The organism is Phenylobacterium sp. (assembly GCF_036563285.1).
Classification (GTDB): domain Bacteria; phylum Pseudomonadota; class Alphaproteobacteria; order Caulobacterales; family Caulobacteraceae; genus Phenylobacterium.
Genome location: NZ_DATCMR010000006.1, coordinates 102,346 through 116,440 on the forward strand (window position 1 = coordinate 102,346; position 14,095 = coordinate 116,440).

Consider the following 14,095-nt stretch of genomic DNA (forward strand, 5'->3'; position numbering starts at 1 on the left):
ACCTTCGAAGAGGCGCCATGTCCGAACCTGCCGACATCGAGAGCCTGACCTTCGAGCAGGCCCTGGCCGAGCTGGAGCAGATCGTCGCGCGCCTGGAGTCGGGCCAGGCGCCGCTCGAGGACTCCATCCGCATGTACGAGCGCGGCGCGGCGCTGAAGGCGCACTGCGAGAAGCGCCTGGAGGCCGCGCGCCTGCGCGTCGAGAAGATCGTCATGGGCGCCGGGGGCGCTCCTGGGGTCGAGCCCGCCGAGTTCGGTTGATGGCCGACCTCGCCCAGCGGGTCGCCGAGGCGGCCGACCTGGTCACGGTGGCGCTGGACGAGCTGCTGCCGCGCGGTGAGGGCGCCGAGTCCCGCCTCACCGAGGCCATGCGCTATGCGGCGCTCGGACCGGGCAAGCGGCTGCGCACCTATTTCGCCCTGGAGACCGGGCGGATGTTCGACCTCGACGAACGCTCCGTGCTGCGGACCGCCTGCGCGCTGGAGTGCATCCAGGCCTACAGCCTGATCCACGACGACCTGCCGTGCATGGACGACGACGACATGCGGCGCGGTCGGCCCACCGTGCACAGGGCCTATGACGAGGCCACGGCGGTGCTCGCCGGCGACGCCCTGCAGGCCGCCGCTTTCGAGATCCTCGCCCACCCCGACACCCATTCGGACGCCTCCATCCGCGCCGAGCTGGTGATGAAGCTCGCCCACGCCGCCGGCGCACGAGGCATGGTCGGCGGCCAGATGATCGACATGGTCGGCGTGCATGCCGGCGACCTCGGCGGCGTCGCCCGGATGCAGCGGCTGAAGACCGGCGCGCTCATCGCCGCGGCCTTCGAGCTGCCGCTGGTCATGGCCAGGGCCAAGGAGGCCGAGCGCCACGCCCTGCTGGCGTTCGCCCACGACCTGGGGTTGGCCTACCAGATCGTCGACGACCTGCTAGACGCGCAGGGCGACCCCGAACTGATGGGCAAGGCGGCGGGCAAGGATGCGGCCAAGGGCAAGGCGAATTTCGTCACCCTGCTAGGCGTCGATGCGGCACGCGAACGCCTCGGCCTGCTTCGAAAACAGACAAAAGATCACCTGGAATCCTTTGGAAAGCGGGCCGAATTCCTGCGGGCGAGCGTCGATTTCGTGCTAGAGCGCCGCAACTGACCGCTGCTTCAGAAGTCCGCGTATCCATGCCTCCCGTGACGCCGCTCCTCGACCAGGTCTCCACGCCCGCCGACACGCGCGGCTTCTCCATCCCCCAGCTCAAGCAGTTGGCCGAGGAGCTTCGCCTGGAGACCATCGACGCGGTCTCGCAGACCGGCGGCCATTTGGGCGCCGGCCTGGGGGTGGTGGAGCTCACCGTCGCGCTGCACCACGTCTATGAGACCCCGCGGGACATCCTGATCTGGGACGTCGGCCACCAGGCCTATCCGCACAAGATCCTCACCGGCCGCCGCGACCGCATCCGCACCCTGCGGCAGGGCGGCGGGCTCTCCGGCTTCACCAAGCGCGCTGAGAGCGAATACGACCCGTTCGGCGCCGCGCACGCCTCCACCTCCATTTCCGCGGCCCTGGGCTTCTGCGTCGGCCGCGACCGCGAGGGGCGCGACAACTCCGTGGTGGCGGTGATCGGCGATGGCGCCATGAGCGCCGGGATGGCCTACGAGGCGATGAACAACGCCGCCGAGACCACCAAGCAGCTCACGGTCATCCTCAACGACAACGACATGTCCATCGCGCCCCCGGTGGGCGGGATGAGCGCCTACATGGCCCGCCTGGTCTCCGGCGGCGGCTACCGCCAGCTGCGCAAGGTCGGCAAGTCGGTGGCCAAGGCCTTCCCGCGGCCCCTGCAGGACGCCGCCAGGAAGGCTGAGGAGTTCGCTCGCGGCATGGTCACCGGCGGGACCTTCTTCGAGGAACTGGGCTTCTACTACGTCGGTCCCATCGACGGGCACGACATGGACGCCCTGGTCCACGTCCTCTCCAATGCCCGCAACATCAAGGACAAGCCCGTCCTGGTCCACGTGGTCACCCACAAGGGGAAGGGCTACGGTCCGGCCGAGAGCGCGGCCGACAAGTACCACGGCGTGGTCAAGTTCGACGTCGTGACCGGCCAGCAGGCCAAGCCCGTCCAGGCCGGCCCGCCCAGCTACACCAAGGTCTTCGCCACCGAGCTTATCAAGCAGGCCGAGCGGGACCCGAAGATCGTCACGGTGACGGCCGCCATGCCGTCCGGCACGGGCCTCGACCTCTTCGCCCAGCGCTTCCCCGACCGCACCTTCGACGTGGGCATCGCCGAGCAGCACGCGGTGACCTTCGCGGCCGGCATGGCCGCCGACGGCCTGAAGCCGTTCTGCGCGATCTATTCCACCTTCCTGCAGCGGGGCTACGACCAGGTGGTCCACGACGTGGCCATCCAGCGGCTGCCCGTCCGCTTCGCCATCGACCGCGCCGGCCTGGTGGGGGCCGATGGCCCGACGCACGCCGGCTCCTTCGACGTGGGCTATCTCGGCGCGCTGCCCGGCATGGTGCTGATGGCCGCCGCCGACGAGGCCGAGCTGGCCCGCATGATCGCCACCTCGGTGGCCGTCGACGACCGGCCGAGCGCCTTCCGCTATCCGCGCGGCGAGGGCAGCGGGGTGGAGATCCCCCACCTTCCGGAGCCCCTGGAGATCGGCAAGGGCCGCATCGTGCGCGAGGGGACGGCCGTGGCCATCCTGTCGCTCGGCACCCGGCTCGCCGACAGCCTGAAGGCCGCCGACATGCTGGCGGCGCGCGGCCTCTCCGCGACGGTCGCCGACGCCCGCTTCGCCAAGCCGCTGGACCTCGACCTGGTGCTGAGGCTAGCCCGCGAGCACGAGGCGCTGATCACCGTCGAGGAAGGGGCCATGGGCGGCTTCGGGGCCTTCGTCCTTCAGGCGCTGGCCGAGCACGGCGCCCTCGACCGCGGCCTGAAGGTGCGCACCCTCAACCTGCCGGACATCTTCCAGGACCACGACAAGCCCGAGGCCATGTACGCCCAGGCGGGCCTCGACGCCGAAGGCATTGTCCGCACCGCCTTGGCGGCGCTTGGCGTCAGCAACGCTTCGGCTAAGGGCCGCCGGGCCTAGCGGCAGGCCTCCACGAACCGGCCGGCCATCTGGCGATCGGCCGCCGGCAGGAGCATGGGCGAGGCGCCGACCCCGATGGCGAGCTCGCCCGTCCGGGCGAAGCTGGCCAGCACCGGGCCAGAGGCCGGCGCGGCGGTCTCGACTAGCCCGTCATGCAGCTCAGACGGCATAGTGACGGCGGCGAGCCGCTGGGCGGCTTGGCCGGAGCGCAGCTCGACCGCGCGAGGCTTGGCGTCCGGCGCGGCGGTGACGGCGATGGCGACCTGGCCCGACCTGGGCGCGCAGGTCATCATCACCACCATCACGTCGCTGTCGGGCACACCGAAGGCCACCTTGGGGTCGTCGCCCTCCACCTCGATCCAACGCATGCCCTCGACGGCGGCCACGGGCGGCGTGGTCTGGTGGGCGCAGGCCGAGATGGCGCAGGCGGCGATCAGGCTGAAGATGGCGCGGCGGCGCATGGTCGGGTTCCCTCCCCCGTGGGAGGAGAACGCCGACCGAGGCCCGTGGTTCTGCGACCCCGGTCACATCCGGTTTCAGAAGGGGGAGAAGCGCTCCACCAGGGACTGGCCCGACGGCGTCTTCTGGACCCGGCTGATGTCGCCGCGCCCACCGTAGCTGATGCGCGCCTCGGCGATCTGGGTGTGGCGGATGGTGTTGGCCGAAGTGATGTCCTCCGGCCGCACGATGCCGGCGACGGTGAGCTGGCGCAGCTCGGTGTTGGTGCGCACCTCCTGCGTGCCCTGGATCACGAGGTTGCCGTTGGGCAGGACGGCGCTGACGACGGCGGCGATGGTCAGCGAGATCTTCTCGGCCCGGTTCACCGCGCCGGAGCCGGTGTTCGCCGTCTTCGACGCCGTCTCGATCGCCGCGGAGGGGTCGAACCCGCCCGGCAGGATCTTGCCCAGGCTGGACTCCAGCCCGAGGAAGTGCGGCACGCCCGCCGTGATCCCGGAGTTGCGAGAGCTGGTCGTCGAATTGATCGTCTTGGCGCTGTCGTCGATGTCGATGTTGACGGTCAGGATGTCGCCGACCCGGCTGGCGCGCTGGTCCTGAAAAAACGTCCGGGCGCCCACTCGCCAGAGCGAGTTGGCGCTGGCCGCCTGCGGCAGCGGCTCGCGAGCTGACGCCAGCGGCATGATCGCCTGCTCGCGCGGCACCAGGGCCGCCGGATAGCCGACAGGGGCCAGCTCCGGGCCTTTCACCGCCTCCACGACGGTGGAGCAGGCCGCGAGGGGGGCGAAGGCGAGGAGCGTGAGCAGACGGAGACGCATGAGGACCTCTAGCGCGAAGCGATACGGGTGGAGCGGGCGGCCTTGAGCTGATCCGCGGCAGGGCCGACGATCGCCTGGCCGGGGCCTATGACGAGCGCCTGCAGGATCTTCCTGGACTGGAGGTTCTGGACGTTGACGAACTCGCCCTCGCCGGCGGCTCCCATGGCCTTGCCCTGCATGGAGAGGGAGATGCCGCCGTCCTGGTAGGTGACGGTGATCACCTCGCCCGCCTTGATCACCTGGGCGGCGGCCACGTCGCGCAGCGACACCGCAGCGCCGGCGCGCAGCGGCCGCTTGGCGGCGAGCCCGATCACCTGGTCGGCGTCGGACGGGGTGTCGGCGGGCGCGGCGGCGGCCTTGCCCCAGACGACGTCGGCAGGCTGCACCACCTCGCCGGCCGTGAGGCTGCGGGCGTAGGTCAGCACCTCGACGTTGCCGCGCGACGCGACCGCCGCCGGACCTTGGGTCGACGAGCCTCGCACCACGATCTTCCGCAGGCCCTCGGCGTTGGCCCAGTCCAACCCGGCGCGGCGGGCCACGCCTTGCACGACGGCGGCGTCCAGGATCAGGCTCGCGCCGCCGCGGCTGGCCACAGGCACCTTCGCCGCCGCGCCCGCGCCCTCGAAGATGTCGCCCAGGGTGACGAGGCCGTCGCCGTCGGAGGCGTCGGCCTTGAGCGCCACCGGCTGGCCCGCGAAGGCCGGGGTGGCGAAGGCGAGCAGTGCGGCGGCGAGGGCGAGCCTGCGCATGGCTTACGACTTCACCTGGTTGGCCACGCCCAGCATGTTGTCTGCCGTGGAGATCACCTTGGAGTTCATCTCGTAGGCGCGCTGGGCGATGATCAGGGCGGTGATCTCGGCCACCGCGTCAACGTTGGAGGCCTCGGTGTAGCCCTGCAGCAGCGTGCCGACGCCGTTCGTGCCGGGCGTGCCGGTCAGCGCCGCGCCGGAGGCGGGGGTCTCCTTGAACAGGTTGCCGCCCATGGCCGAGAGGCCGTTCTCATTCACGAAAGTGGCGAGCTCCAGAGTGCCCACCACATTGGGCACGGTGGCGCCCGGCTGGGTGACCTGCACCTGGCCCGTGGCGTCGATGGTGACGTCAGTGGCGTCGTTGGGGATCGTGATGGTCGGCTGGATCGCATAGCCGTCCTGCGTGACGATCTGGCCCTGGTCGTTGGTCGCCAGGTTGCCGGCCCGCGTGTAGGCGGTCTCGCCGGACGGCAGCAGCACCTGGAACCAGCCGCGGCCCTCGATGGCCAGGTCGAGGCGGTTGTCCGTCCGCGTCATGGCGCCCTGGGTGGCGATCCGGTAGACGCCGCCGGCCTTGACGCCCGCGCCCACCTGCACCCCGGTGGGCACGATGGTGCCCTGGTCCGACGACTGGGCGCCGGGCTGCTCGAGCGTCTGGTAGAGCAGGTCCTGGAACTCGGCGCGCTGACGCTTGAACGCCACCGTGTTCATGTTGGCGATGTTGTTCGAGATGACCTCGACGTTCAGCTGCTGGGCCGCCATGCCCGTGGCGGCGGTTCTGAGAGCCTGCATCGTCTAATCTCCCCTTACTGCACCCGGCCCATGCGCTCGACGGAGCGGCGCGCGAGGTCGGCGTTGGAGTCCATCATCCGGGCCATCGACTCGTAGGCCCGGGACACTTCGATCATCCGGGTGATCTCCAGGATCGGCTGGACGTTCGAGCCTTCCAGCATCCCCTGGCGCAGGCGCGCCTCGGTGGCCGGGCGCGGCTGTTCGTTGGAGGTGTTCTGCAGCAGGTTGTCGCCGGTCTTCTCGAGCACGGAGAGGTTCTCGAATTCGACGACCGCCAGCTTGCCGACCCGCTCGCCGTTCTGCGTCAGGGTGCCGTCGGCGCCCATCATGAGCGGGCCGCGCTCGGGATCGATGGTGACTTCGCCGCCGCCCTCGTCCAGCACCATGGCGCCGCCCTGGGTGACCAGCCGGCCGACCTCGTCGGTGCGGAAGCGGCCGTCGCGGGTGAACCGCTCGCCCTCGTCGCCGCGGACGCGGAAGAAGCCCTGGCCCTCGATGGCGAAGTCGAGCGGGCCGTCGGTGCGGCGCACCGCGCCCTGGGTGAAATCGCGCAGCACGCCGTCGGCGACCACGAACTTCACCGGCTTCGGTCCGCCCAGGGTGAAGGCCGGAGCCTTGGGCTCGGCCCTGGTCATCAGGCTCTCGACCTTGAAGCCCGCCGTGTCGGCGTTGGCGATGTTGTTGGCGATGATGTCCATCTCGCGACGAAGCACGATCTGGCGGGACAGTCCGACGAAGTTGGTGTTGTCCATTAACGCAGGCCTTGGCGGAGCGACACTTTCGCCCAATCCGGCTGCAAGCTTCGGGCCAGCCAAAAACCTCGGGAATTCCAAGGGTTAAAATGGTTAACGGCGACCGGTCGGCGATTTCTGCCGGGCAGCGTCCGCACCGGTTAACAACCGTCTCTTAACCAAACCGGGGCCATTCAGAGGGAGCCAAGATTCTAAGGAACGCGCGCGTGGCCGAAGACAAGGTCAAGGAAGCCCCCGCAGGGGAGGCCGCCGAAGGCGAGGACGGCGAGGGCGCGCCCAAGAAAAAGCTGCCGCTGAAGATGCTGATCATCGCCGGCGTCGCGGCCGTCCTGGTGCTGGGCGGGGGCGGGGGCGCGGCCTTCATGTTCCTCAAGCCCAAGCCCGACGAGGCGCATGCCGAGAAGGGCAAGGAGAAGAAGAAGGGCAAGAAGAAGGACGAGAAGGAACACGGCGGCAAGGGCGGCAAGGAGGGCGAGGTCGCCCAGATCCGCGAAGGGCCCGACGGCGTGATCTTCTACACCATGCCCGACGTGGTCGTGAACATGCAGACCGCCGACGGTCGCCCAACCTTCCTGAAGCTGAAGCTCACCCTGGAGCTGCCGGACGAGCACACCGTCGAAGAGCTCGACCCGAACATGCCCAGGCTGCAGGACATGTTCCAGACCTTCCTCAGGGAGCTCAGGCCCGAAGACCTTTCCGGCAGCCAGGGCTCCTACCAGCTGCGCATGGAGATCCTGCGCCGGGTCAACCTCGTGATCGCGCCGTCGAAGGCGAACGCGGTCCTCATCGAGGAGATGCTCATCAACTAGCGCCCACCAGGCGCCGAGTTGCGTAGCGTGACCATGGCCAGCGACAGTCCCGACAATCCGCAAGCGACCTCGGCCGGCGCCCCCGGCTGGAAGGAAGGCGACGTGCCGGCGGCGCAGGCTGCGGGCGAGGGCGGGCCGTCCTCCGAGCGGATCCTGAATCAGGACGAGATCGACTCCCTCCTGGGCTTCGATCTCTCCGACGAGGAGGGCTCGGAGCGCACCGGCATCCGCGCGATCATCAACTCGGCGCTGGTCTCCTACGAGCGCCTGCCGATGCTGGAGATCGTCTTCGACCGGCTGGTGCGGTTGATGACGACGAGCCTGCGGAACTTCACCTCGGACAACGTCGAGGTCAGCCTCGACAACATCTCGTCGATCCGCTTCGGCGACTACCTGAACTCGATCCCGCTGCCGGCCATCCTCTGCGTCTTCCAGGCCGAGGAGCTGAACAACTACGGCCTCCTGACGGTCGATTCCAACCTGATCTATTCGATCGTCGACGTTCTGCTGGGCGGCCGGCGAGGCACCGCGGCCATGCGCATCGAGGGCCGGCCCTACACCACCATCGAGCGCGTGCTCGTGCAGCGGATGGTCGAGGTGGTGCTGTCCGATGCCCGCGAGGCGTTCGAGCCGCTGACGCCGGTGACCTTCACCCTGGACCGGCTGGAGACCAACCCGCGCTTCGCCGCCATCGCGCGGCCGGCCAACGCCGCCATCCTGGTGAAGCTGCGCATCGACATGGAAGACCGCGGCGGCCGCATCGAGCTCCTGCTGCCCTACGCCACCCTCGAGCCCATCCGGAAGATGCTGCTGCAGCAGTTCATGGGCGAGAAGTTCGGCCGCGACAACATCTGGGAAGGCCACCTGGCCACCGAGCTTTGGACCACCAACATGGAGGTCCGCGCCGTGCTGGACGAGCAGCAGGTGCCGCTCAAGCAGGTGCTCGACCTGAAGGTCGGCGACACGCTCACGCTCAACGCCACGCCCGACAGCCTCGTGGAGCTGCGCGCCGGCCAGATCCCGCTCACCCGCGGCCGCATGGGGCGCCGCAACCAGCACATCGCCATCCGCGTGGAGGCGCCGCTGACGCCGCACGCCAAGCAAGCCGTCCAGAAGGGCTAGAGACCATGAGCATCATCGGCATCGGCCTGAACCTCCTGCTCGCCGGCCTGCTGCTCGCCGCCCTGGTCATGGGCTGGCGGCTGAACAAGCGCCTGCAGGCCCTTCGCGACAGCCACGACGGCTTCGCCAAGGCGGTCAGCGAGCTGAACGCCGCCGCCGAGCGCGCCGAGCAGGGGCTCGCCGACCTGAGGGCCGCCACCGACGAGGCCACCGACGCGCTCGCCGACCGCATCGAGAAGGGCCGGACGCTCGCCGCCAAGCTGGAGCGCCTCGTCGACCAGGCGCCGGCCATGCCTGCGGGCCCGATCCTGGAACCGCCGAAGGACGCCGCCCAGGAGCGGCGCCTCGGCGCCCTGCTGGCCGCCGCCCGCGAGGCGCGCCAGCGGCCCGAGCGGCTGGTCAGGAGCGCGCCGGCCCCGTCGCGCCCCCGTCCCGCCTTTGAGGACGAGCTGTTCGAGGAGCCGCTGACGCTCACCTCCCTCGCGGGTGGCCGTCGATGAAGAACATCCCCCGCATCCTGCCGCTGGTGGGCGTCGCCATGGGCGGCGTCCTCGCCATCAACGCGATGGCCGGCGCCCGGGGCCTGCCGAACCTGGTCTCCGGCGCCAAGGCGTTCGCCGAGGAAGCCGCCAAGGGCGCCAAGCCCGAGAAGGGCAAGGACGAGAAGGCCGAGACCGGCGAGGCGAAGGACGTCGCCGCGGGCCTGCCGCCGCCCACCATCACGCCGAAGGCCGTCTGCGCGCCCACCGCCGCGGAGCTCGCCAAGGAGGCCGGGCTGTCGCCTGCCGAGTTGCAGGTGCTGCAGAGTCTGGGCGTGCGCCGCGGCCAGCTCGACGAGCGCGAGAACGAGCTCAACACCCAGCTCGCCCTGATGGCCGCCGCCGAGGCCAAGCTCGACGCCAAGGTGAAGGCGCTGACCGGCCTGAAGGGCGACATCCAGGCCCTGCTCGTGCAGGCCGAGAAGATGGAAGCCGCCGAGATCGACCGTCTGGTGCGGGTGTTCGAAGGCATGAAGGCCAAGGACGCCGCGCCGCGGTTCGTCATGCTCGACGATAGCGTGCGCCTGCCGATCGCGGCCAAGATGAAGGAGCGCGCGCTCTCGGCGATCATGGCGCAGATGCCGCCGTCCGAGGCCAAGAAGCTCTCCGAAGGCATGGCCAAGCGCTTCACCGAGGCCAAGGCCATGGCCGCCAACGCTGCGGCCGAAGCCAACAAGGCCGCCGCCCAGGCCGGGGCTCAGCCTGCCGCCCAGGCGGGCGCCACCCCTCCCGCCAAGGCCGCCACGCCGGCGCCGAAGCGTCAGCCGCCGCGGCAGGCCCGCAACACGCCGCAGCCGAAGGCCGCGACGCCCCAGCCGCAGGCCCAGGCCGCCGCCCCGCCGGCGGCCGCCCCCGCAGTTCCGCCGTCGGCCACGCCGGCGCCGAAGGCCGGGTAGCGCATGAGCCTCCGCCAGGCCCTCCGGTCCGGCGTCGCGGCCGTCTGCATCGCAGGCGTGGCCGCGCCGTCAGGGCTGGCTGCGCCTGGGGCCGAGAAGGCGCCGCCGGCCGCCCACGGACCGCTCGACGTGCGCGTGGCGAGCGCCAAGGACTTCAGCCGCGTCGAGTTCCACTGGAAAGGCGGGGCGAAGGTCGCCACCCGCCGCACTGGCCAGACAGTCGTCTTCGCCTTCAGCCGCGACGCCGACCCCGACATCTCGCGCCTGCGCACCTCGCCGCCCGACTGGATCAAGAGCGCCGAGAAGCGCCACGTCGGCGGCAAGCTCGAGGTCGCCATCACGCTCGCCGACGACGCCGAGGCCAAGATCGGACAGGCGGACGGCGCGGCCTACCTCAACGCCTTCAAGAAGCCCGAACCGACCCCGGAAGAGATGGCGCGCCAGCAGGCCGCCGCGCAGCCGGTCGAGCCCGAGCCGGTCCGCCCCAACCCGGTCCCCGCCGGCGGCGTCGTGCACATGGAGCCCAAGGCCGCCAACGGCCAGGTCACCTTCGCCTTCAACTGGGCGAACCCCGCGGGCGCGGCCGTCTTCCGCCGCGGCGACGTGGTCTGGGTGGTGTTCGACGCCGCCGCCACCCTCGACGTCTCCAAGGCGCCCAAGGGCCTGCCGCAGTTCAAGTCGGTCACCGCCTTCAGGGGCGCGGACTATTCCGCCGTGCGGATCGAGGCCAGCCGGGCGACGCCCGTCTTCGCCGTGGCGCAGGGGCCTACCTGGACCATCGCGGTCGGGCCGGGAAACCAGAGCCAGCCGTCGGTCGTCCGCGTCACCCGCGACGCGACCAACGGCCCCGCGCTGCTGAAGGCGCCGGTGGCCGGCGCCACGCGGGTGGTCAACCTGGCCGACCCGGACGCCGGCGACGTGATCCGCGTGGTCACCGCGCTGGGCCCCTCCAAGGGCCTGCCGTCCAGGCGCGACTATGTGCAGATGGCGCTGTTGCCCTCGGTGCAGGGCATCGCCATCGAGAGCTTCGTCGAGGACCTGGAGGTCGCCCGCCAGGGCGACCTCGTGCACATCGGCAGGCCAAAGGGCCTGACGCTGTCGCCGGCGTGGGCGACCCAGGAGCGCCAGGTGGACCTCGGCGCGCCGAAGCCCGCGGCCATGCCGGCGCTGATCGACCATGCCAACTGGCCGAAGACTGGGGAGGGCGGCTTCACCGCCCGCTACAACGCCCTGTTCCGCGCCGCCACCGAGGAGGCCGCGAAGAAGGAGAAAGCCTCGCCGGTCGCCGCCCGCATGGCGCTGGCCCGCTTCCTGGTGGGCTCGGACCTGTCGTTCGAAGCGATCGGGGTGCTGAACGAGACCGCCCGCTTCCATCCGGAGATGCTGGAGGACCCGGAGTTCCGCGGCCTGCGCGGCGTCGCCCGGGTGATGGCGCGCCGCTACAAGGAGGCCGAGGCTGACTTCTCCTCGCCGGTGCTGTCCGAAGATCCCTCCTCGGCGCTGTGGCGGTCCTACATCGCCACCCAACTCGCGCAGTGGCCGGAGGCGCGCAGCCAATTCGGGCGGGGCGCCGAGGCCTTCCACCATTTCTCCCCGACCTGGAAGGCGCGCTTCGCGCGCGCCGACGCGCAGGCCGCCATGGCCCAAGGGGATCTCGCCGGCGCCGAGGCGCGCATCAAGCTGGCCCTCGCCGACAAGACCGACCCGCTGGAGGAGCTGGCCACCCGCCTGGTGCAGGCCCGCATCATCGAGCTGCAGGGCCACAAGGACCGGGCGCTGAAGATGTACACCGCGATCAGCGGCGCCCCCACCGAGGCCCTGGCCTCGGCGGCGCTGCTGCGGGCGACCCAGATCCGGCTGGAGACCGGCAAGCTCACCCCGCTGCAGGCGGCCAACACCTTCGACGGCCTGCGCTACCGCTGGCGCGGCGACGCCACCGAGCTGGAGACCATCCGCGCGCTGGGTCAGCTCTACCTCGGCCAGGGCCGCTACCGCGAGGCGCTGGAGGCGCTGCGCTCGGCGGGCACGCGCCGCCAGGACCTGCCCGAGGCCATGCAGCTGCAGGCCGATTTGTCGGCCGCCTTCCGCGCGCTGTTCATGGATGGCATGGCCGACGGGCTGGAGCCCATCCAGGCGCTGGCCCTGTTCTACGACTTCAAGGACCTGACGCCGGTCGGCGCCGACGGCGACATGATGGTGCGCAAGCTGGTCCGTCGGCTGGTCGATGTCGACCTCCTGCCGCAGGCCGCCGAGTTCCTGAAGTGGCAGGCCGAGAACCGGCTCGACGGCATCCCGCGCGCCCAGGTCGCCACCGACCTGGCGGTGATCTACCTGATGGACCGCCAGCCGGAGAAGGCGCTGCAGGCGATCAACGGCTCGCGCACCACCATCCTGCCCAGCGCGCTCATGGCCGAGCGGCGACTGATCGAGGCGCGCGCCTGGACGGGCGTCGGCCGCTACGAGGCGGCGCTGGAGATCCTCGAGGCCGACAAGTCGCGGGAAGCCGCCGACCTGCGCGCCGAGATCACCTGGAAACAGAAGAACTGGGCCGCCGCCGGCCCGCTGTTCGAGAAGGCGCTGGGCGAGCGCTGGAAGAACCCGGCCGCGCTCTCCAGCGTGGAGGAAGGCGCCCTCCTGCGCGCCGGCGTCGCCTACAGCCTGGCCGGCAACGACGCCGCGCTCACCCGGCTGGAGACCCAGTACGGCGCCTTCATCGACCAGTCGCACAATCCCGAGGCCCTGCGCGTGGCGCTCTCCGGCTCCACCAGCATCGGCCGCCTCTCGGTCGCCGACTTCGGCCGGGTCACCGCCGACAACGAGGCCTTCGCCGGCTGGGTGTCGAAGATGAAGGTCCGCTTCCGCACGGCGCGGGCGCCGACGGGTGGGAAGCCTGCGCCAGGGACGAAGCAGGCGGCTGCGCCGGCTCCGGCCAAACAGGCCCAGGCCGCCGCGCCGGCGGCGAAGGGCTGACTAGCCTCCGGCGCCTCGCTGGAAGCTCTCGACCAGACTGCCGCAGACCAACCGCCACCCGTCCACCAGCACGAAAAAGATCAGCTTGAAGGGCAGGCTCACCACCACGGGCGGGAGCATCATCATGCCCATGCTCATCAGGACGCTCGCGACGACGAGGTCGATGACCAGGAAAGGCACGAAGAGCAGGAAGCCGATTTCGAACGCGCGCTTCAGCTCGGAGATCATGAAGGCGGGGGTGACTACGCGCAGCGGGGTCTCCGCGGCGGTGCGCGGGCGCTCGATCTTGGAGAGCCGGACGAAGAGGGCGAGGTCCTCGCGGTCGACCTGGCTCAGCATGAAGGTCTTCACCGGTCCGCCGGCCGCGTCGAAGGCGGCGGGCAGCTCCATCTGCTGGTCCAGCAGCGGCTTCACGCCCTCGTCGTAGGACTGCTGCAGCGTTGGGCCCATGACGATGGCGGTCAGGAACAGCGACAGCGAGATGATCACCGCGTTGGGCGGGCTCTGCTGAAGGCCCAGCGCCGTGCGCAGCAGGGAGAGCACCACCACGATGCGCACGAAGCTGGTGCTCATGATCACGATGGACGGCGCCAGCGACAGCACGGTCAAAAGGCCGATCAGCTGCACCACACGCTCGGTGAGGCCGGCGCCCGTGCCCAGGTCGATGTTGACCGCCTGCGCCGCCGCAGCCGCCGGGAAGACCAGCATGGCGAGCGTCGTCACGGCGGAGAGCGCGGCGGCCTTCTTCCAGTCGTCAGCCGGCAGGCTGCGGATCGCCTTGAAGAGCTCGCGCATCAGCGTGCGTCCGCCGCCGGCTGGGCCACGCCTTCGGCCAGCACGCGGCCCTCACCAAGCAGCAGCAGCATCTCCTGGCCGTCGCAGGAGACCAGCACGAGGCGGCGGGTGGGATCGAGGACCAGGTTCTCGACGACGGCGAGGCGGCGCTCCCGCCGGGTGGGCCGGGCGAGCCGGGCCAGCGCGTCCGGTCCGAACTTGCGCAGGGCCACGGCGGCGAGGCCAATGATGCCGAGGGTGAGGGCGAGCGCGAAGATCGCTCTGGCGAGGTCGGAAAGGTCCATGGGCGCTTCTGCGGCTGGGCTCT

At 70.8% G+C, this 14,095-nt stretch carries 15 protein-coding genes; 8 read left to right on the plus strand and 7 right to left on the minus strand.

The window, feature by feature from the left end:
* The first annotated feature begins 17 nt into the window (after nucleotides 1-17).
* The 3 genes from VIL76_RS05280 to dxs are packed head-to-tail and all read left to right on the plus strand — an operon-like array spanning nucleotide 18 to nucleotide 3,090.
* Nucleotides 18-260 carry an exodeoxyribonuclease VII small subunit gene (locus tag VIL76_RS05280; RefSeq protein WP_332043952.1) on the plus strand — a complete coding sequence of 81 codons (243 nt, stop codon included), beginning with the start codon at nucleotides 18-20 and terminating at the stop codon, nucleotides 258-260.
* Nucleotides 260-1,144, plus strand: a complete 885-nt coding sequence (locus tag VIL76_RS05285; RefSeq protein WP_332043953.1) for a farnesyl diphosphate synthase — start codon at nucleotides 260-262, stop codon at nucleotides 1,142-1,144. The genes VIL76_RS05280 and VIL76_RS05285 overlap by 1 nt, the downstream gene beginning before the upstream one ends.
* Before the next feature lie 26 nt (nucleotides 1,145-1,170).
* Complete coding sequence (gene dxs, locus VIL76_RS05290; protein ID WP_332043954.1) at nucleotides 1,171-3,090, plus strand: 1-deoxy-D-xylulose-5-phosphate synthase; 1,920 nt, start codon at nucleotides 1,171-1,173, stop codon at nucleotides 3,088-3,090.
* Here the strand turns inward: dxs and VIL76_RS05295 are convergent.
* The 5 genes from VIL76_RS05295 to flgF all read right to left on the minus strand — a co-directional run bounded on the left by VIL76_RS05295 (nucleotide 3,087) and on the right by flgF (nucleotide 6,657).
* Entirely contained in the window at nucleotides 3,087-3,551 is a 465-nt protein-coding gene (locus VIL76_RS05295) for a hypothetical protein (protein ID WP_332043955.1), read from the minus strand. The genes dxs and VIL76_RS05295 overlap by 4 nt on opposite strands.
* Before the next feature lie 75 nt (nucleotides 3,552-3,626).
* The gene (gene flgH, locus VIL76_RS05300; protein ID WP_332043956.1) at nucleotides 3,627-4,364 is read right to left on the minus strand and encodes a flagellar basal body L-ring protein FlgH; all 738 of its coding nucleotides are present in this window, start codon (nucleotides 4,362-4,364) and stop codon (nucleotides 3,627-3,629) included.
* An 8-nt stretch (nucleotides 4,365-4,372) separates the two neighbouring features.
* Entirely contained in the window at nucleotides 4,373-5,113 is a 741-nt protein-coding gene (flgA, locus tag VIL76_RS05305) for a flagellar basal body P-ring formation chaperone FlgA (RefSeq protein ID WP_332043957.1), read from the minus strand.
* A gap of 3 nt (nucleotides 5,114-5,116) precedes the next feature.
* Nucleotides 5,117-5,905, minus strand: coding sequence for a flagellar basal-body rod protein FlgG (flgG, locus tag VIL76_RS05310; RefSeq protein ID WP_332043958.1), 789 nt, complete (start codon nucleotides 5,903-5,905; stop codon nucleotides 5,117-5,119).
* Nucleotides 5,906-5,919: 14 nt separating this feature from the next.
* Complete coding sequence (gene flgF, locus VIL76_RS05315; protein ID WP_332043959.1) at nucleotides 5,920-6,657, minus strand: flagellar basal-body rod protein FlgF; 738 nt, start codon at nucleotides 6,655-6,657, stop codon at nucleotides 5,920-5,922.
* 206 nt (nucleotides 6,658-6,863) lie between these two features.
* Between flgF and VIL76_RS05320 the strand changes: the two genes are divergently transcribed.
* Genes VIL76_RS05320 through VIL76_RS05340 form a run of 5 tightly spaced genes read left to right on the plus strand, consistent with a single transcriptional unit; the run spans nucleotide 6,864 to nucleotide 12,993 of the window.
* Entirely contained in the window at nucleotides 6,864-7,466 is a 603-nt protein-coding gene (locus VIL76_RS05320; protein ID WP_332043960.1) for a flagellar basal body-associated FliL family protein, read from the plus strand.
* A 33-nt stretch (nucleotides 7,467-7,499) separates the two neighbouring features.
* Nucleotides 7,500-8,588: a flagellar motor switch protein FliM gene (gene fliM / locus VIL76_RS05325; RefSeq protein WP_414695415.1), complete on the plus strand. Its 1,089-nt coding sequence runs from the start codon at nucleotides 7,500-7,502 to the stop codon at nucleotides 8,586-8,588.
* A 5-nt stretch (nucleotides 8,589-8,593) separates the two neighbouring features.
* Nucleotides 8,594-9,088, plus strand: coding sequence for a DUF6468 domain-containing protein (locus VIL76_RS05330; RefSeq protein ID WP_332043962.1), 495 nt, complete (start codon nucleotides 8,594-8,596; stop codon nucleotides 9,086-9,088).
* A complete protein-coding gene (locus VIL76_RS05335) occupies nucleotides 9,085-10,023 on the plus strand; it encodes a MotE family protein (RefSeq protein ID WP_332043963.1) in 939 nt (312 codons plus the stop codon). The genes VIL76_RS05330 and VIL76_RS05335 overlap by 4 nt, the downstream gene beginning before the upstream one ends.
* Nucleotides 10,024-10,026: 3 nt before the next feature.
* Nucleotides 10,027-12,993 carry an endoglucanase gene (locus tag VIL76_RS05340; RefSeq protein WP_332043964.1) on the plus strand — a complete coding sequence of 989 codons (2,967 nt, stop codon included), beginning with the start codon at nucleotides 10,027-10,029 and terminating at the stop codon, nucleotides 12,991-12,993.
* Here the strand turns inward: VIL76_RS05340 and fliP are convergent, their stop codons facing one another.
* Both fliP and VIL76_RS05350 read right to left on the minus strand, forming a co-directional pair.
* Nucleotides 12,994-13,701, minus strand: coding sequence for a flagellar type III secretion system pore protein FliP (gene fliP, locus VIL76_RS05345; protein WP_414695416.1), 708 nt, complete (start codon nucleotides 13,699-13,701; stop codon nucleotides 12,994-12,996).
* An 86-nt stretch (nucleotides 13,702-13,787) separates the two neighbouring features.
* The gene (locus tag VIL76_RS05350) at nucleotides 13,788-14,072 is read right to left on the minus strand and encodes a flagellar biosynthetic protein FliO (RefSeq protein ID WP_332043965.1); all 285 of its coding nucleotides are present in this window, start codon (nucleotides 14,070-14,072) and stop codon (nucleotides 13,788-13,790) included.
* Nucleotides 14,073-14,095 lie beyond the last annotated feature (23 nt).